Origin of the sequence: Mycobacterium sp. (genome assembly GCF_019247615.1) — a bacterium.
Lineage (GTDB): Bacteria > Actinomycetota > Actinomycetes > Mycobacteriales > Mycobacteriaceae > Mycobacterium.
In genome coordinates this window covers 1-17,651 of sequence record NZ_JAFBAT010000119.1, presented here as the reverse complement: position 1 = coordinate 17,651, position 17,651 = coordinate 1, and the positions used below count along the sequence as shown (strand labels likewise).

Below are 17,651 nucleotides of genomic sequence, written 5' to 3'. Positions count from 1 at the left end.
GTGACTGAGCAGGGTGGGCGCCGGTCCCAGGCTCCTTTCCATCGCGGGCAGCGGGTGGTAGCTGATATGACTTCCACATCCGGTCAGCACGAGCGCCGCACAAGCCGCCAGGGCCTGGGCTAGGTTTTTCGACGAGCGCCACGTCGCCACGGCGGGAGCGCCGCTTTGGTGACCCGCACGCAATAACGTAAAAATTCTCTTCAAGAAACCGACCACATTGATCATCCGCCGCGCTTAGTCGTTGCACCCGTGCGCAACGGCTAATTCTTCGTGTTTCAACTTACCCCGCGCGCGGGGGAGTTCAAACGTCTAATTCACCCGGCCATTCAGTGTTCTTGGACGGACATCGCGGGCAATGTCGAGCTTTGCGATGGGATATCCTCCCGAGTCATCGCGCCCGGCGCGCGCCAATGCCATGGGCGCATAGTTCACCACTCGCGAGGCGCCCGGCTTGTGCTGTTGCCAGTCAACCGACGCCCGCAGGGTGTAGTGTCCCGGAGCCAGGCCCTTCAAGTCCACGCTCACGGTTTCCTCGGACGACGCCGGAAGCGGCTCTTCGCCGGTGCCTTCGACGTGGTCGGCCACCAGCCTGCGCAACGCTACGGTTGCGGGGAGTGTGCGGATCACCCGACCGGAGAAATCCACCAGCCGATATACCGGGACCCATGTCTCGCTGGCGACCGCAGAGCCGTAGTTGGTCCAGGTGACAGCAACGCGGGCCACGCCGTCGCGCAGCGACTCCGATCCGGGCCGCGCAGCCACCGAGTACCGATAGCCGGCGGACACGTTGGCTTGCGCCCACAGCACATACAAATCCCGGTCCATCGGCTTATTCGAACCCTGGTCGGGGAAGTCATAGCTCGCCGTCATCGACACGTGATATCGGATGACGTCCCGCAGGGCTTTCGCGTAATAGGAACGCGCCTCGGTTCCGGCAGGCAATTGGCACCACTCGGTGATCACCGGCGCCGAGGCGAGCCGATCTTTGATCTCGTTGACCAGGGGGTCCTTCGAACGCACGTAATACGAGGCGTCCGACTCGGCCCAAATGGGCAGCGGCGCATACACGCCGAGGCAATCGGAACGGATGCCCACCGGTGCGGCAAGTCTTCTCGTCACGTCGTCGGCCAGGAGTTCGCGCACGATCTCCGGGTTCGGCTCGTTGACCACCAATTGTGTGTGGGGGAAGGCGTTGACATTCGCGGCGACGAGCTGCCTGATCGAGCCGATGGTTATGCTCTGATCGCGAAACTGGCTGTAATAACCCAACTTCGCGACGCTTTCGTCGGGCTCCGGTCCGGGCGCGCCCAGCGCGTCGCGCAAGTATGCGATGTGGTCTTCGCTGAAGTCGCCGTACCCGGAAAACTCGAAAACGCTCAGCCTCTCGTCGCGGTCATAGCGGCGTCCGAGCGCCGCGAGCAGCGCGCCGAAGGCGTCCAGGTAGCGGTGGTCGTTCCAGTTCGGCACCACCTGCGTCACACCGGGTGTCCACCACCATTGTTGCGGTCCCGGATAGCTGGTGGCGGCGTAGCGCATCCAGTCGGGTATCGCAATGTTCGTGTTGCCCGGGTAAGAGGCGTCGCAACAGGAGTTGTAGGCGTACACGCGGAGCATGAGCCGCATGTTGCGATTGCCCGCGTCGTTCAGCGCGTCGTCGATCACCCTGAAGTCGAACCTGCGATCGTCGGGTGCGTCGGCCGGCAATGTGCGCGGATTGGTGGGCTGCAACTGGCGCCACGAGACACGCAACCCCGCGTCATAAGCCGGGGGCCACGGAGGATAGCCCTGCTGCGCTGGATTGACCTGTGGGAAAAGCGGTTGCAGGAGATCTTCGTATTGGCCGCGCAGCGGATTGGGGATTTCTTGAGCGGTGGCCGGTATGACCGCGGTGACCATCGCGGATAGCGGCCCGGGGTCGTTGCGATGACCGCAGCCGCTCGCCAGCAGCGCCGCGCACCCGGCCGCGGCCAGCGCCGTGTTCCCAAACGAGCGAGACATCGTCACCAGTATGCGGAGGTCGCGCCCCACAGGCGACGTCAACTCGTGCAGGTCAGATCATCACCCGGCTTTCGCCTCGTCGCCGCGAGGCCGTGAGCCCCCGGGCATGCCGGGTCCACTATGCTGATGCTCCGCAACCGGCTGCCGTCGAACCGCTGTCCGCAAGGCACGGCGCCCGATTGCCCGGGAACGCTCCTGGAGACACGACAGATGACCATCGCGCGCTCAGCCAAACGTTGGCTCGCCCCTGCGGCGAGGTCCGTCGCACCACGCCTGTTCTGGCGGCGGAGATTCGGCATCCTGCAACGTCTTGGCGAATCCCGCGCGGATGTGCGGCTGGCGGCGTCTTTGTGTGATCCGAACCGCGTTTCACTGGACATTGGAGCCGATGTCGGCGAGTTCACCGTCGCCATGTTGGCGTCCTCGCCGTCGGTCATTGCCTTCGAACCCAGGCCGGCTCAGGCCCGCGAGCTGGCGTCGATGTTCAGGGCGATCGGCGCCGCGGTGCGGGTGGAAGCCGTGGCGCTGTCGGATAAACCCGGCACGGTGACCATGCGGATCGTCGAGGCGGAACCGGGCCGCAGCACCATCGACACCGACAACGTCCTGCGCGACGTGAGCGGCAGTCGCGTGCGAAGCATCGACGTACCGGTCAAGTGCCTCGACGAGTTCCGTTTCGACGATGTTGGGCTGATCAAGATCGACGTCGAGGGGCACGAACTGGCCGTGCTGCGCGGCGCCGCGGACACCCTGACGCGCAACCGGCCGAAGATTCTCGTGGAAGCCGAGGAACGCCATCATCCGAATGCCGTCGCCGAAATCACCGAATTCTTCACCGCACTCGATTACAGGGGCTACTTCGAAATCGGCGGCACTCGACTACCGGTCGAAAACTTCGACCCGGCCCAGCATCAGAATCCGTCGAACGTCGGCGGCCGGGAAAACGGGTGGACGGCCCGCGGCGTATACGTCAACAACTTTGTCTTTGTCCCCAACCATGTCTCATGACGACAGCTTCGCCCTTGGGCAAAGTGTGCGTGTTGCCGGGGATCGGGCCCCGAAGCGCGGGACGGGTATCGGCGGTTCGGCGTTCGCGATCAGAAATGCAGCGCGTCGAACCGCCAGTCCAGCACCGGCCGGTCGGGATCGCCCGCCGTGTCGCCCACCGCATAGACCAGCGACCGCAGCCGCAGCACGCCACCATGTTCGGTCGGTTCGGCGGACTCGACGTGGAGCTCGCTGTACAGGGTGTCGCCCTCGTGCACCGGCCCGGTGTGATCGCAGGACTCCCAGCCAAGGACGGTCACCAGGTTCGGCAGCAGCCTGCTGGCCTGTGCGAGTGCCAGCCCGATGGTATGCCCACCGTAGACCAGCCGGCGTGCGCCTACTCGCCAATCATGGTGGGTGGCGGCAATATTGAGGGTGAGTCGAGCCAATTCCGGTGCGCTGCTGACCACGTCGCCGGTGCTGTGCAGCACCGTTCCCGCCAGACCGGGGTCAAAGTGGGGGCCGGGCACGCGGTTTCGAAAGAGTTCACCGTTCCACTGGGCGGTCGGATCGGAGGCGGGGCCGGGCGCGTCGGCGCCGATCACCGACAGGTCGTCACCCGGCGCCTGGTCGGGATTCCAGTCCGGGCTGGCGGGCAGCATGGCGCACCGGTAGAAGTCGAGGACCAACCGGTCGGCCTGGTCGATGGTGATCATCCGCAGCGCCGCCAGGCCCGTCGGCGCACGGCCCGGCTTGAGCGAATTCGCCCGCAGCCCAACAACTTCGGTGCGAGTGTAGATGGTGTCGCCGACGACGGGGAAGCGGTGAAACGTGAGGCCCCGATAGAACAGGTTGGCCTTGACCCGCTGGGTGGCCAACGTGGACTGCCCGATCGCCACGTCGCATACCAGCGCCGGGTGCGCCAGTGGTCCCGGCACCCCGGTCACCGCGGTGCAGAGCACGGCATCCAGCGCCAGCCGCATCCGGTCCCCCACGATCGCCTGGTGAGCGGCGGCCAAGCCGGGTGACAGCGTCGCCGCGGGCGCCCGGTCGAAGACCTCGCCCACCGACAGTTCGTCGAAGTAGGGACCGCCCTCCCGCGCATGCGCATAAGTCACGGGGCCAATATGGCACACGTGAGCAGTGAGCTGAACGACGACGAAGACTTGCTGGTCGCCACGGTGCGGACGTTCATCGATCGCGACGTCAAACCCAGCGTCCGCGAGATGGAACACGCCAATGCCTACCCGGAGGCGTGGATCGAGCAGATGAAGCGCATCGGTATCTACGGCCTGGCCGTTCCAGAGGAGTACGGCGGGACACCGGTGTCGATGCCGTGCTACGTGCGGGTCACCGAGGAACTGGCGCGCGGGTGGATGAGCTTGGCCGGCGCCATGGGCGGGCACACCGTGGTGGCCAAGCTGCTGAGCCTGTTCGGCACCGAGGAACAAAAGCGCGCCTACCTGCCAGCGATGGCCACCGGCGAGATGCGGGCAACCATGGCGTTGACGGAGCCGGGCGGCGGCTCGGATCTGCAGAACATGACGACGACTGCACTACCGGACGGCCCGGACACGTTGCGGATCAACGGTTCCAAGACGTGGATTTCCAACGCGCGCCGCTCCGGACTCATTGCGCTGCTGTGCAAGACCGACCCCGACGCCACCCCGCGCCACAAGGGCATCTCGATCCTGCTCGTCGAGCACGGCCCAGGTCTGACGGTCTCGCGGGACCTGCCCAAGCTGGGTTACAAGGGTGTCGAATCCTGCGAGCTCTGCTTTGACGGCTTCGTCGCGCCCCCGTCGGCGGTCCTGGGCGGCCGCATGGGCGACGGGTTCGCGCAAATGATGAAGGGGCTCGAGACCGGCCGCATCCAGGTGGCCGCCCGGGCCCTCGGCGTGGCGACGGCCGCACTGGAAGACGCACTGGCCTACGCGCAACAGCGGGAAAGCTTCGGCCAGCCGATCTGGAAACATCAGGCGATCGGCAACTACCTCGCCGACATGGCAACCAAGCTCACCGCCGCCCGCCAGCTCACCCGCTATGCCGCCGAGCGCTACGACAGCGGACAACGCTGCGACATGGAGGCCGGTATGGCCAAGCTGTTCGCCTCCGAGGTGGCGATGGAGATCGCGCTGAACGCGGTGCGCATCCACGGCGGCTACGGCTATTCCGCCGAATACGACGTGGAACGCTACTTCCGGGACGCACCGCTGATGATCGTCGGCGAAGGCACCAATGAGATCCAGCGCAATGTGATCGCCGGGCAGCTGGTCGCCCGGGGCGGGATCTGAGGGCGAATCTCCCGGCCCGGCGCGGACCTGTGCTGTATATTTGCCTGACTTCGCACACCGGCAGGGCGGCACGCAGGGAACCACGTAGAAAGGCGGTTGCCATGAGCTATCCCCCAGGGCCGTACGAGGGTTCACCAGAATGGCAGGGTCAGCAGCCGCCGGCGTGGCAGGGCCAGCAGCCGCCGGCGTGGCAGGGTCAGCAGCCGCCGGCGTGGCAGGGTCAACAGCCGGGCTGGCCGGCCCAGCGTGAGCCCGACAACTACCTCGTCTGGGCGATTCTGTGCACGGTTTTGTGTTGCCTGCCGCTGGGGATCGTCTCGATCGTGTACTCCACCAGGGTGTCCGGGTTGTGGGGTCAGGGACGGTATGCCGAGGCGCAGACGGCGTCCGACAACGCCAAGAAGTGGGCCATTGTCGGTGCGGTCGTCGGTGCCGTCAGCATCGTCATCGGCATCGTTTTGTGGTTCGCCTTCGTCGCGGCGGTCGTCTCGAACATCCCGACGACCACCACGACGACCTTCTCCTACTGAGCGTTCTCACGAGCAACGCCCGGGCGCTATCCCGAGCTTCGGTCCACCAGCCCCCAGGCCCGCGCGGTGTCAGCGTCGATGGTGTGACCGGACAACACGAGATACGCCGTGCGCCAACGGCCGATCCGGCGCGTGATGCTGACGGTGCCGCCGGCGCCGGGGATGAGGCCCAGCCCCAATTCCGGTAGCCCGAAAACCGAATCGCCGCGCGCCTCAACCCATCCGCAGAACGCCGCCATCTCCAGGCCGCTGCCGAGCACCCGGCCGTGGACCTCGGCGCGGCAGGAGCGCCCGAGCCTGGCGGTCAGTGCATCGAGGGCCACCGCGGGGCTGTGCCGCGTGCGCGCCAGGTGGGCGCTCACCGGGTCGGCGATCGTCCCGAATTCGGCGAGATCTCCGCCGCTGCAAAACGACGGCCCATTGCCGCTCAACACGATGCCCGTCACCGACGGGTCCAGCTGCGCGACGGTCAGGGCCTCGAGCAGCGCGGCCCGCGCATCGGTGGAAAACGCGTTGTGCCGTTGCGGTCGGTTGAACCTGATGTACAGCGTGTCGCCGTCGCGCTGGGCCTGCACCGGGTCGGCGATTTCGGCCATGCGAGCGGGGCCACGCTCGGCGAGCCAGCGCGCGAACTCGGGGCCGGCCTGCAACGTCGAGTAGGCCAACGACTCGGTCATCACTGCCGACATCGTCGGGCAGCCCGGGTCGACGGCACGCAGCACGTCGTCGCACACGCTGCTGGCGTGCGGCCAACGCTGACAGCGCTCGGTCAGCTCGGCGAGGGCATCGGACACCGAATCGACGGTGACCACCCTGCGATCATCGCAGACGTCCTCGGTCAGGGTGAAAGTCGCTGTCTCTAGCCATGATTGGGCCTGCGGGCGACCGATGTCGGCGGCCGAGCCGAAGGCCAGGATGACACCCGGTGGTGATCCGACGCTGGGATCGGAAGCGCGAGACAGGTCGACCAGCCGGAACACGGCTCACACCGAATACTTCTCTATCAGCCCGTTCTTGTAGAGCTTCCCGGTGTCGGTGCGCGGCAGTTGCGACTCGAACGCTATCGATCGCGGACACTTGTAGTGCGCCAAGCGATCTCGCAGCCACGCGATCAGCTCGTCGGCGAACTGCTCGGTGGCGTCGGCGGGATCGACGGTCTGCACCGCCGCCATGACGCGCTGCCCCATCTCGTCGTCGGGAATGCCGAACACGGCCGCGTCGAGCACCTTCGGGTGGGTGACCAGAAGGTTCTCGGCCTCCTGCGGATAGATGTTCACCCCGCCGGAGATGATCATGTGGTGGCGGCGGTCGGTCAGGAACAGGTAACCCTCGTCGTCGAGATAACCGATGTCGCCAACCGTCACCCAGCCGTGGCTGTCGCGGGAGGCCGCGGTCTTCGTCGGGTCGTTGAGGTATTCGAACGGATACCCGCCCTCGAAATAGATCTCGCCGGGCTCTCCCGGCGGTAGCTCGTTGCCCTCTTGGTCGAGTATGTGCAGCCCACCCAGCATGGGCTTGCCGACCGAACCCGGATGGGCAAGCCATTCTTCGGCGGAGATCAGTGTCGAACCGATCGCCTCGGAGGACGCGTAGTATTCGTCGACGATCGGTCCCCACCACTCGATCATCTGCATCTTGATATCCACCGGGCACGGCGCGGCCGCATGCATCACCCGTTTGAGGCTGGACACGTCATATGATTTGCGCACGGCCTCAGGCAGTTTCAGCATCCTGACGAACATCGCCGGCACGAACTGGCCATGGGTGACCCGGTGCTGCTGGATCGCGTCGAGCGCTCCCTCGGCATCGAACTTCTCCATGACCACCGTCGTGATGCCGCCGGCCTGAACGCTCATCGACCACACCGAAGGTGCCGTGTGGTACAGCGGCGCCGGGCTCAGATATACCGCATCGGGATCCAGCCAGAAGCCCACGAGGGCCGACATCATGCCCGGAGCCTGGTCCGGCGGGACGTGCGGCAATTCGCGTCTGATTCCCTTGGGCCGGCCGGTGGTGCCCGACGAGTACTGCAGCAGGTCGCCCTCGATTTCGTCGTCTATCGGCGTATCCGGTTGGTCTGCAACGCATTCCGGATATCGCTCCCAGCCGGCAAGCTCACCGTCGGCGATCATCAGCAGCTCCGGCAGCCCCGCGGGAAGGTGCTCGACCAGGGCCGCGCACGTGGCCCGCAGCGCGGCCGACCCGATGATCGCCTTGGCGCCACTGTTGTCGACGATGTAGGCGGCCTCGGCCGGGGTGAGGTGGGTGTTGATCGGCACGTAATAGAGGCCGCTCCGCCGCGCCGCCCACATGACCGCATGGATATGTTCGTTGTTCTCCATGAGGATCGCGACGGTGTCACCCTCGCGCAGGCCCACCTTACGGAAACCATGCGCCAGCCGGTTGGCGCGGGCCTCGAGCTCGCCGAAGGTCACCACGGTGCCCGACGGGTGCAGGATCACGGCGGGCTTGTCGGGGTGCGCCTGGGCGTGGTCGCGAATCTGCATGGCTGAACTGTACGATGCGTGAACCTGACGGCCGTCAACGCCTACGAGCCCGAGCGCAGCTAAACACCCATTAGGGCAGGAATAGGGCGCTGTCGCCGAACTCATGCCACAGATAACCGTGTTCGACGGCCTCCCGGTACGCCTCGGCGAGCAGCTCGTGGCCCGCCACGGCCTCCAGGAGCAACAAGTGCGAGGCTCCGGCGTCGTGCCATCCGGTGATCAGGCCGTCCACCACGCGGCAGGGGCGGCCGGGGCCGAGCACCAGGTCGGTCCAGCCGCCCGTGGGGCGCACCACGCCGTTGACGTCGGCCCCGGACTCGAGAGCGCGCGTCACCGTGGTGCCGACCGCGATCACCCGGCCGCTGGCCGCCTTCGTGAGGTTGACCAACCGTGCGGTGGCGGCCGGCAGCTCGAACGGCTCGGGGACCGGCGGCTCCCCCGCCTCCGCCGACGACACCCCGGTGTGCAGCGTGATCGGCGCGATCGCAATCCCCGCCGCGACCAGGTTTGTCACCAGCTCGGTGCTGAATGGCCTTGCAGCGCTAGGCATTTCAGCGCTGCCCGGCCGACGGGCGAACACGGTTTGATAGTAGGCCAACGGCCATCGCCGTGGCACGTATGAGTATTTGATCGGCCGTCCGTACCGGGCAAGGTACGGTACGACGCTGCCTTCCGGACCTTCGAGGATCACCCGCGCCGTCCACAACCGCGAGCCCGCTACCCCAGCCCGGGGGTAGGACGACATGACGAGGAGCGCCGCGCCGCCGGGCAACTCGATGCGTTCGCCGGGCCGGACATCGTTGAGGTGAGCGCCCGCATCCCCGGCGGGCCGCGGTTCGACCACCCACACCTTGTCGGCGCGCGCAGACGAAAAGTGCACCGCGATAAGCCGTCCCGCCCGGCGGCCGTCGACAGCGGCCGGAAGCGTGGCCGAGTTGTTCACCACCAGGAGATCGCCCGGTCGCAGATGGTCACCGATGTCGGCGAACCGGGTGTGGCTCACCTTCCCCGGCAAGCGGGTGGTACCCCCACTCGGCCGGGCGACCAGCAGTTTGACCGCGTCCCGGGCGACGCCGTGCGCCTCCGGCGGCTCGGTGGCATCGGAACCCGGCGGTCGGTGAAAGTGCAGCGCTGCCAAGGTCATTGCCGCGCACTCGACGCGAGCAGATCCGCCGCCCGATGGCGACCGGACGGCGGCCGGGTGTCGAGCAGCCGCAGCAGCGCGGGCACGACGGATTCCGGCTCGGCGCGGTCGGAGATGTCCTCGCCGGGAAACGCGGCCTGGTGCATCTCGGTCCGCATGTCGCCGGGGTCGAAGGCATAGACCGCCACGGCCGGGTCCGCCGATAGCTCCACGGCCAAGACGGCCGAGAGCTGATCCAACGCGGCCTTCGACGAGCCGTATCCGCCCCAGCCGGCATACGGCTCGACGGCGGCATCGGAGGTCACGTTGACGATCACGCCCGCGTTGGCGGTAAGCGCCGGCAGCGCCGCCTGGGTCAGCGCCAGCGGCGCCAACACATTGGTCTCGTAGACCGCCCACAACTCCCCCAACGGGTAGTCGGCCAACGGTGGTTGGGGGCTGGGCCCCAGCCGGCTGGCATTGTTCACCAGCAGGCGCAGGGCACCGGCGTCGTTGGCGGCGGCGACCAGCGCGCCACGATGCGACCCGTCGGTGACGCCGCCGGTCAAGGTGATCAGCCGGCTTGAATTGAGCTCTGCGGCAGCGTCTTTCAGCTCGTTTGTGCGGCGGGCGTCGCCGACGACCGTCCATCCGCGGTCCAGCAGGGCGGCGGTGACCGCTTTGCCGAACCCGCGTGACGCGCCGGTGACTATTGCGACGGGACATGGTTGAGGTTTCGTCATAGCGTCCATACTGCTAGTTAAAGTAAACTTTAAGTCAAGTCCCGTAGTTTCGGCGCCGCTACCGCGACACCGACGTCACGCACGCAACACCGCCAGGAGCGACCCCGGTGCAAGTTTCGAGCGATCTGTTCACCGTCGGCGAACTGGCCCGCCGCAGCGGCTTCGCCCCCTCGGCCATCCGGTTCTACGAGAGCCAGGGCCTCATCGCGGCCACCCGCACGGCCGGCGGGCAGCGCCGGTTCGAGCGGCAGACCTTGCGGCGCCTGGCCTTCATCCGCGCCGCGCGGAACGTCGGCTTGAGCCTCGATGAGATCGCCGACGCGTTGTCCAGGCTGCCCGAAAGCCGGACCCCCAATCGCACCGACTGGGCCCGGCTGTCGAAGACCTGGCGCGCGCGCCTCGACGATCAGATCGCCGGACTGATGGCGCTGCGCGACAACCTCGACTCGTGCATCGGCTGCGGCTGCCTGTCACTGAAGCGCTGCGCCATCTCCAATCCGGGAGACGCCGCGGCCGTCGCGGGATCGGGCGCGATGTACTTGCCGAAGTCGTTGCGGCAGTGAGGCCGAGCGCTATTGCGAGAGCCGCTGCTTGAGCGCCTCGAACTCGTCCTTGACGCCGGTGGGCAGCTTCTCGCCGACGAACTCGAACCACTCCTCGATGAGCGGCAGTTCCTTGCGCCACTCGTCGGGATTGACCGCCAACGCCTTCGCGACGTCGTCGGAGTCGACGTCGAGGCCGTCGAGGTCCAGGTCCGCCGGGCCGGGAACGATGCCGATCGGGGTGTCCTGGCCACCGGCCCGGTGCTCGATGCGGTCGACGATCCACTTCAGCACGCGGCTGTTCTCACCGAAGCCGGGCCACAGGAACTCGCCCTTGTCGCCGCGGCGGAACCAGTTGACGAAGAACACCTTCGGCAGCTTGGACTCGTCGGAGTTCTTGCCCAGGTCCAGCCAGTGCTGGAAGTAGTCGGCGACGTGGTAGCCCAGGAAAGGCAGCATGGCCATCGGGTCGCGGCGCACGGCGCCGACCTTGCCCTCGGCGGCGGCGGTCTGCTCGCTGCCCATGGTGGCACCCATGAACACGCCGTGCTGCCAGTCGCGGGCCTGAGTCACCAGCGGAACCGTCGTCTTGCGGCGGGCGCCGAACAGGATGCCCGAGATCGGCACACCCTGCGGGTCGTCCCACTCGGGGGCCAGGATGGGGCACTGCGACATCGGCGTGCAGTACCGCGAATTCGGGTGCGCCGCTTTGGTTTCCGTCTCGCGGATGTACCAGTCGTTGCCCTTCCAGTCGATCAGGTGATCGGGTTCGCCCTCCAGGCCTTCCCACCACACCTCGTCGTCGTCGGTGAGCGCGACGTTGGTGAAGACGGTGTTTCCGGCGGCGATCGTCCGCATGGCGTTGGGGTTGGACTTCCAGTTGGTGCCCGGAGCCACCCCGAAGAAACCGAACTCGGGGTTGACCGCGTACAGCCGGCCGTCCTTGCCGAAGCGCATCCAGGCGATGTCATCACCGAGCGTCTCGGCCCGCCAGCCTTCGATGGTGGGCTGCAGCATGGCCAGGTTGGTCTTGCCACAGGCCGACGGGAAGGCCGCGGCGAAGTAGTACGCCTTGTTCTCCGGGGAGATCAGCTTGAGGATCAGCATGTGCTCGGCGAGCCAACCCTCGTCGTGGGCCATCGCCGACGCGATGCGCAGCGAGTAGCACTTCTTGCCCAGCAGGGCGTTGCCGCCGTAGCCCGAGCCGTAGCTCCAGATCTCACGGGTCTCCGGGAAGTGGGTGATGTATTTGGTGTCGTTGCACGGCCAGGGCACGTCCTTGCTGCCCGGCTCGAGCGGGGCCCCGACCGAGTGCAGCGCCTTGACGAAGAAGCCGTCGTCGCCCATCTTCTCCAAGGCGGCCTTGCCCATGCGGGTCATCACCTTCATCGAGACGACGACGTACTCGGAATCGGTGATCTCCACGCCGAGCTTGGGATCTTCGGCGCCGAGCGGGCCCATGCAGAACGGCACCACATACATGGTGCGACCGCGCATGCAGCCCCGGTACAGCTCAGTCATGGTGGACCTCATCTCGGCGGGGTCCATCCAGTTGTTGGTCGGGCCGGCGTCTTCCTTGCGCTCGGAGCAGATGAAGGTCCGCGACTCCACGCGCGCCACGTCGGAAGGATCCGAGAGCGCCAGAAAGGAGTTCGGGTATTTCTTGGGGTTCAGCCGCTTGAACGTGCCCGCCTCGACGAGCTGGTCGGTGAGCCGCCGCCACTCGTCGTCGGAGCCGTCAGCGAAAACCACCCGGTCCGGCTGAGTCAGCTCGGCGACCTCCTGCACCCACGCCAGCAGGCCCTGGTGATTGGTGGGCGCGGTATCCAGACCGGGAATGGTCGCTGAAGTCATCGAACTCTCCTGGGTTCCTCTGCCCGCCTGGCAGGCATCTTCGTGGTCGTGTCGTCGTCGTCAGGTATGCGTTCGCCCACACAACTGTTTACATGGTGGCGTTAACTACAGGTTATCGCGGTCGACTTGTCGGGGAGGTCTCGGGCGGGTATAAGCCTTCTCACAACAACGATTCAGAAGCCCTTCAGCGGCGTTCAGCGGTCAGCCCTCGCGCCGCTCGTCGTCGGGATCCGCCAGCTCCGCCCGCACGGCATCGAGCGCGGCTCTCACCGTGGGCATCTCCCGGTCTCGCGCGGCGGCCGCGCGCGCCGAGGCGATGGCATGCTCACGCAATTCGCTGTCGATGGCGCTGACGCGGTCGGCGACCTGGGCGTTCGCGTCTTCGTCGCGCGCGCTCAGGGCGCTGCTCAACATCGACTCCGCAACCAGGACCCGGGTCGCGACCAGCTCCTCGGCCACCGACCGCAGCGACGACGTGACGTCGCCCGTCCAGCGGTCCAGCAGCGCCCGGTCACGCAGCAGCCCGCGGATGTGGATCACCACAAAGGTGAGCGCCAGGCCGACCGCCATACACCCCACAGCCCCGGCTATCAACAGCGCGGGGGCCAGCCGCGGGCCGACCCGCGACGCCACGCCGCCCACCAGCCGACCAAGCGTCAGCGCCACGCCGAGCCCGAAGCCGGCGCCCAACAGCAACATCAGCCAGGTTTCCTGCCGCCGCGATTTCAGCGGCGCGGCCGGGACGTCAACCGTCGGCAGTTTCTCGACGTCCGGCAGCGCCACCGGCAAGCCAGTTAACTGCTTGACGTCGGTGAGTTGGGCGGTGATTCCGTCACTAACCTCGGCGAGCACTTCGTCGACCCGGCGGCGCGTGTGCGCCTCGAAGCCGGGCATGTCCCGCCGCGACAAACCAGCCGCGTCCTCCTGCAGCTCAGTGCGCACCGACGAGCACCGGTTTCGGGCAAAGTAGGACAACTGCACCCGCGCCTGGTGGATCTGACCGCGCAGGGTGATGGTGCGCTCGGTCTTGGCCTGGCGCCGCTCCCGCAAGGCGGCGCTGCGCTCTTCCCGCAACGCTTCCACCCGCACGCGTCGACCGGCGCCCTCGACCTCGCGATCGAATCGCCGGGCGACCGTTTGGAGCCGGGATTGCCACGCCCGCAGCCTGTTTCGTCGTGCAATATCGGGATCGGCCAGTTGCCGCGCGACGGTCTCCACCAGATCGTCGACGCTCGGCTCGCCCACCTCGGGCGACGCGGCCGCACCGACCCACGGCACCCGGCGGTACCGCGGTGCGTGCGCAGCCAGGATCTCGCGGTCGGCGGCAAGCACGTCCCGCCAGTTGCGATGCACGTCGATCTTGGACACCACCGCCACGACCGGGTCGGTGTGCTGGGCGGCGGCATTCAGCAACGCACAATCGGAGGCGGTCAGGTGGGCCGCCGCGGACACAACGAACACCACCGCGAGCGGTGCGTCGCCGGACCCCAGTTCCCTCGACTCGACGAACTTGTGCTCGGGCAGCCGTTCGCGTAACGCGGCGACCACCGAGGTGACGCCGGCCAGCCAGGGGCCGGTGACCAACACCACGTCGAGGTGGTTGAGAGCCGGCGCGTCCAACTCCGGACCGATGCCCGCCACCAGCGCGTCGACCCGGGCGGCCGGATCGGCGCCCGCGTCGCGGCTCACCGGGAGTCTCCCGGCAGCGACCCGCAGGACTGCGACCACAGCCGAAGCGATCCCCGGGCGATATCGGCCCCGCACGCACGGTGCAGATCGCTCACCGGTCCCAGCCGGCCCCGGCTGTAGCGCTGCCAACGAACCGCCCGTGGCAAGTGTGTTGCCGGATCATCGGCGTTCATATCGACGGGATCGACGGCCAAACCGGCCGCTGCCGCTAGGTCGACGGCCGCCCCCATGCGGGCCATCACCGTGTCGTCGCAAGACAGGAACGCGCTGATCCCCTCGCCCAGCGCGGCGTGACCGACCGCGATTGCCTCCAGCGCGGCGACAGCCTCGAGCACCCGACGGTAGCGCGCCTCAGCGCCGATGACGGCGATGTTGCCAAGGACGGCGTCGACGCCGCTGATCCGGCGCAGCAGGGCCCGGACCTGCGCGGTCGTCCAGCCCTTCCGGACGGCGGCGATCACGAGTGCGCTGCCGAAGAGGTCCAGCGCCTCCAAGAGGCGCAGCCGCACCTCGGTCGGCACCGGATTGTTAGCCGCCACAAACCCCGCGAAGGAACCGTCCAGGCAGGTCAGGCCGCACGGATCGGCGGCCAGTGCCCGCAGCCCAGTCCACAGCGCATCGTCGAGATCTTCCAGCGCCGCGACCCCGAGCACGCCGATCATCGGCTCCATTGGCACCCCGATGAGCGCGGAGAACTCGGTACAGCGCGCCCGTGCCGTCGCGATCGGCGTGCCGCCGGCCCGGCCCGACAGGGAGCCGACCAGATCGGCTTTGTTCAGCACTGCCAACACCGGTCGACCGGCCGCGGAGATCGCGTCGGCGTCCTCGGGTTTGATCACCTCGGCGACGACGTAGACGACCACGTCGACCCCGCCGTCACCGGCGCGTTCCGGTACCACCGACATCGCCGCCGCACTGGCGGCGAGGTCCAGGGCACGCGCCACCGTGCTGCGCCCCACCCCCGGACGCCCTCGAACGGCCACGCGCAGGGGCGCTGCGGCCCGCTCGGCGATCGCTTTTACGCGCGCATCGGCCCGCTCGGCCGCGAATCGTGCCAGCTCGTCAACGAAAATGTGGCCCTGTCCCTTCACGGTCCCTTCACGCATGCCCGCTCGATGCCGTCGGCCCGGGCGACTCCCCCCGAATGGTGGCATCTGCACCATCGATATGCGAGCCACGCTCAATCTGTTAGCAGCTGAAGACAACTGTTGGGTATCAATCTGTACCTGGGGCGGCAACAACGGTGGTTCATGGGCCACGATGGACAAATGCATCCGCAACCCGGGGCCGGGCCGTGTCCCGCCGCGCCGGTGGAGGTGGACACTGCGCGGCATCTACCCGCCACAAGCATCCGCTCGCGGCGCTCGGCCCTATCGGGCGCCCAGCGCGAAACCTGGGAACGGCTGTGGCCGAAAATGGGCCTTTCGGTGGCAACTCCGGCCGGGGGCGGAAACCCGGAGCCGCTGGACATCCACGGGTGGTTTGGCCGCCGCGCGCCGGTTGTGCTTGAAATCGGCTGCGGCAGCGGCACGTCGACGCTGGCGATGGCCAAGGATGAGCCCGACGTCGACATCATCGCGGTCGAAATCTACCGGCGCGGGCTGGCGCAGCTGCTGTCCGCGATCGACCGCGAGCAGGTTGGCAACATCCGGTTGATCCGCGGGAACGCGATCGACGTGCTGATGCGCCTGATCGCACCCGGCTCGCTGGTCGGAGTCCGCGTCTTCTTTCCCGATCCCTGGCCGAAGGCCCGTCACCACAAGCGTCGGTTCCTGCAACCGGCCACGATTGGCCTGATCGCCGACCGGCTACTCCCCGGTGGTGTTTTGCACGCCGCGACAGATCACGCCGGCTACGCCGCGCAGATCGGCGAAGTCGGCGATGCCGAGCCGCGACTGCGCCGCGCCGACGCCGGCGATCGGCTGCCGATCTCGGTTGTTCGGCCATCCACCAAGTACGAGACGAAGGCCCGGGAGGCGGGCAGCGCCGTGACCGAATTCATCTGGACAAGGCTGGATGAGGCTGGAGAAGGCGGGTTATGAGCCTGACAGAGGAAACCGCAGCGCAACCTGAATCGCTCGAGTCACCGGCATTGGTGGCGGCCACTGATATCGAGGCGCTGGGAAGCTTCTCGCCGCCGGCCGGCGGACGCGTCCTGCTGGTGTGGGACGCCCCCAACCTCGACATGGGCCTGGGCTCCATCTTGGGTCGCCGGCCGACGGCCCTGGAGCGCCCCCGTTTCGACGCGCTCGGTCGCTGGTTGTTGGCCCGTACGGCGGAGGTGAGCTCCGGGCGACCGGGGGTCGTGATCGAGCCCGAAGCCACCGTGTTCACCAATATCGCGCCGGGCAGCGCCGATGTGGTTCGACCATGGGTGGACGCGTTGCGTAACGTGGGGTTCGCGGTCTTTGCCAAGCCGAAGATCGACGAGGACAGTGACGTCGACCGCGACATGCTCGATCACATCGAACTGCGGCACAACGAAGGGCTCGCCGCCCTGATCGTGGCGTCGGCCGACGGCCAGGCGTTCCGTCAGCCGCTGGAGGAAATCGCGCACGAGGGAATCCACGTTCAAGTGATCGGATTTCGTGAACATGCGAGCTGGGCGTTAGCGTCGGATACCTTGGACTTCGTCGACCTGGAGGACATCACGGGTGTCTTCCGGGAGCCGTTGCCGCGGATCGGCCTGGATTCGCTACCCGAGCAGGGAGCCTGGCTGCAGCCGTTCCGGCCGCTGTCCGCACTGTTGACCACGCGTGTGTGACACTGGCGTCGCAAAACCGAAGAGGGTACTGCGTGGGTCGCTAGCGATCCAGTAAGGAGCTTACGTGTTCGCCTGGTGGGGTCGAACTGTGTACCGCTACCGGTACATCGTCATCGGGGTCATGGTGGCCCTGTGCCTCGGGGGCGGCGTGTTCGGCATGAGCCTCGGCAAGCACGTCACGCAAAGCGGCTTCTACGACGACGGCAGTCAATCCGTGAAGGCCTCGGTCCTCGGCGACAAGACCTACGGCCGCGACCGGACGAGTCACATCGTCGCCACCTTCACGGCGCCCGACGGCAAGACCGTCGACGACCCGGCGTGGAAACAAAAGATCGTCGACGAGCTGAACAAGTTCAAGAGCGACCATCCCGACCAGGTCGTCGGCTGGGCCGGCTGGCTGGCCGTCTCCGACCCCGCCGACGCGCCCCCGCTGATCAAGGGCATGGCCACCGAGGACAAGAAACACACCTTCGTGTCGATCCCGCTGAAGGGCGACGACGACGACACCATCCTCAACAACTACAAGGCCATCGCGCCCGACCTGCAAAAGCTCGATGGCGGCACGGTCCAACTCGCCGGCCTGGAACCGATTGCCAACGCGCTGACGGGCACCATCGCCA

Annotated in this window: 16 protein-coding genes and 1 pseudogene; 7 read left to right on the top strand and 10 right to left on the bottom strand. The window is 67.3% G+C overall.

Going from position 1 to position 17,651, the window contains the following annotated elements:
* Both JO059_RS08145 and JO059_RS08140 read right to left on the bottom strand, forming a co-directional pair.
* The coding region (locus tag JO059_RS08145; RefSeq protein ID WP_293315586.1) for a hypothetical protein at positions 1-225 on the bottom strand (225 nt) is incomplete at its 3' end.
* 84 nt (positions 226-309) lie between these two features.
* Entirely contained in the window at positions 310-1,998 is a 1,689-nt protein-coding gene (locus JO059_RS08140; RefSeq protein ID WP_293315585.1) for a hypothetical protein, read from the bottom strand.
* A 210-nt stretch (positions 1,999-2,208) separates the two neighbouring features.
* On the opposite strand from JO059_RS08140, the gene JO059_RS08135 reads away from it, so the two are divergent.
* A complete protein-coding gene (locus tag JO059_RS08135) occupies positions 2,209-3,006 on the top strand; it encodes an FkbM family methyltransferase (protein WP_293315584.1) in 798 nt (265 codons plus the stop codon).
* Positions 3,007-3,095: 89 nt separating this feature from the next.
* Here the strand turns inward: JO059_RS08135 and JO059_RS08130 are convergent, their stop codons facing one another.
* Positions 3,096-4,103 carry a MaoC family dehydratase gene (locus tag JO059_RS08130; protein WP_293315583.1) on the bottom strand — a complete coding sequence of 336 codons (1,008 nt, stop codon included), beginning with the start codon at positions 4,101-4,103 and terminating at the stop codon, positions 3,096-3,098.
* 9 nt (positions 4,104-4,112) lie between these two features.
* Between JO059_RS08130 and JO059_RS08125 the strand changes: the two genes are divergently transcribed.
* Entirely contained in the window at positions 4,113-5,279 is a 1,167-nt protein-coding gene (locus tag JO059_RS08125) for an acyl-CoA dehydrogenase family protein (protein WP_293315582.1), read from the top strand.
* Between the two features lie 101 nt (positions 5,280-5,380).
* Positions 5,381-5,809: a CD225/dispanin family protein gene (locus tag JO059_RS08120; RefSeq protein ID WP_293315581.1), complete on the top strand. Its 429-nt coding sequence runs from the start codon at positions 5,381-5,383 to the stop codon at positions 5,807-5,809.
* 26 nt (positions 5,810-5,835) lie between these two features.
* Here the strand turns inward: JO059_RS08120 and JO059_RS08115 are convergent, their stop codons facing one another.
* The 4 genes from JO059_RS08115 to JO059_RS08100 form a co-directional block, all read right to left on the bottom strand.
* Positions 5,836-6,789, bottom strand: coding sequence for an enoyl-CoA hydratase/isomerase family protein (locus JO059_RS08115; RefSeq protein ID WP_293315580.1), 954 nt, complete (start codon positions 6,787-6,789; stop codon positions 5,836-5,838).
* A gap of 3 nt (positions 6,790-6,792) precedes the next feature.
* Positions 6,793-8,316: a fatty-acid--CoA ligase FadD4 gene (gene fadD4 / locus JO059_RS08110; protein ID WP_293315579.1), complete on the bottom strand. Its 1,524-nt coding sequence runs from the start codon at positions 8,314-8,316 to the stop codon at positions 6,793-6,795.
* A gap of 70 nt (positions 8,317-8,386) precedes the next feature.
* Positions 8,387-9,460, bottom strand: a complete 1,074-nt coding sequence (locus JO059_RS08105; protein WP_293315578.1) for an S-adenosylmethionine:tRNA ribosyltransferase-isomerase — start codon at positions 9,458-9,460, stop codon at positions 8,387-8,389.
* The gene (locus JO059_RS08100) at positions 9,457-10,182 is read right to left on the bottom strand and encodes an SDR family NAD(P)-dependent oxidoreductase (RefSeq protein ID WP_293315577.1); all 726 of its coding nucleotides are present in this window, start codon (positions 10,180-10,182) and stop codon (positions 9,457-9,459) included. Before JO059_RS08100 ends, JO059_RS08105 begins: the two co-directional genes overlap by 4 nt.
* A gap of 107 nt (positions 10,183-10,289) precedes the next feature.
* Here JO059_RS08100 and soxR point away from each other — a divergent pair, with 107 nt between their 5' ends.
* Positions 10,290-10,745 (top strand): redox-sensitive transcriptional activator SoxR, encoded by a 456-nt coding sequence (gene soxR, locus JO059_RS08095; RefSeq protein WP_293315576.1) that lies wholly within the window; start codon positions 10,290-10,292, stop codon positions 10,743-10,745.
* A gap of 9 nt (positions 10,746-10,754) precedes the next feature.
* Here the strand turns inward: soxR and JO059_RS08090 are convergent, their stop codons facing one another.
* From JO059_RS08090 to JO059_RS08080, 3 genes are all read right to left on the bottom strand, one after another.
* A complete protein-coding gene (locus JO059_RS08090; protein ID WP_293315575.1) occupies positions 10,755-12,578 on the bottom strand; it encodes a phosphoenolpyruvate carboxykinase (GTP) in 1,824 nt (607 codons plus the stop codon).
* 201 nt (positions 12,579-12,779) lie between these two features.
* Positions 12,780-14,267 (bottom strand): hypothetical protein, encoded by a 1,488-nt coding sequence (locus JO059_RS08085; protein ID WP_293315574.1) that lies wholly within the window; start codon positions 14,265-14,267, stop codon positions 12,780-12,782.
* The gene (locus JO059_RS08080; RefSeq protein WP_293315588.1) at positions 14,264-15,358 is read right to left on the bottom strand and encodes a hypothetical protein; all 1,095 of its coding nucleotides are present in this window, start codon (positions 15,356-15,358) and stop codon (positions 14,264-14,266) included. The genes JO059_RS08085 and JO059_RS08080 overlap by 4 nt, the downstream gene beginning before the upstream one ends.
* A 159-nt stretch (positions 15,359-15,517) precedes the next feature.
* Between JO059_RS08080 and trmB the strand changes: the two genes are divergently transcribed.
* From trmB to JO059_RS08065, 3 genes and pseudogenes are all read left to right on the top strand, one after another.
* Positions 15,518-16,309: a tRNA (guanosine(46)-N7)-methyltransferase TrmB gene (trmB, locus tag JO059_RS08075; RefSeq protein ID WP_293315587.1), complete on the top strand. Its 792-nt coding sequence runs from the start codon at positions 15,518-15,520 to the stop codon at positions 16,307-16,309.
* The gene (locus tag JO059_RS08070; RefSeq protein ID WP_293315573.1) at positions 16,306-17,031 is read left to right on the top strand and encodes an NYN domain-containing protein; all 726 of its coding nucleotides are present in this window, start codon (positions 16,306-16,308) and stop codon (positions 17,029-17,031) included. Before trmB ends, JO059_RS08070 begins: the two co-directional genes overlap by 4 nt.
* Positions 17,032-17,095: 64 nt before the next feature.
* Positions 17,096-17,651, top strand: a pseudogene (locus JO059_RS08065) (hypothetical protein); the annotation flags it as partial.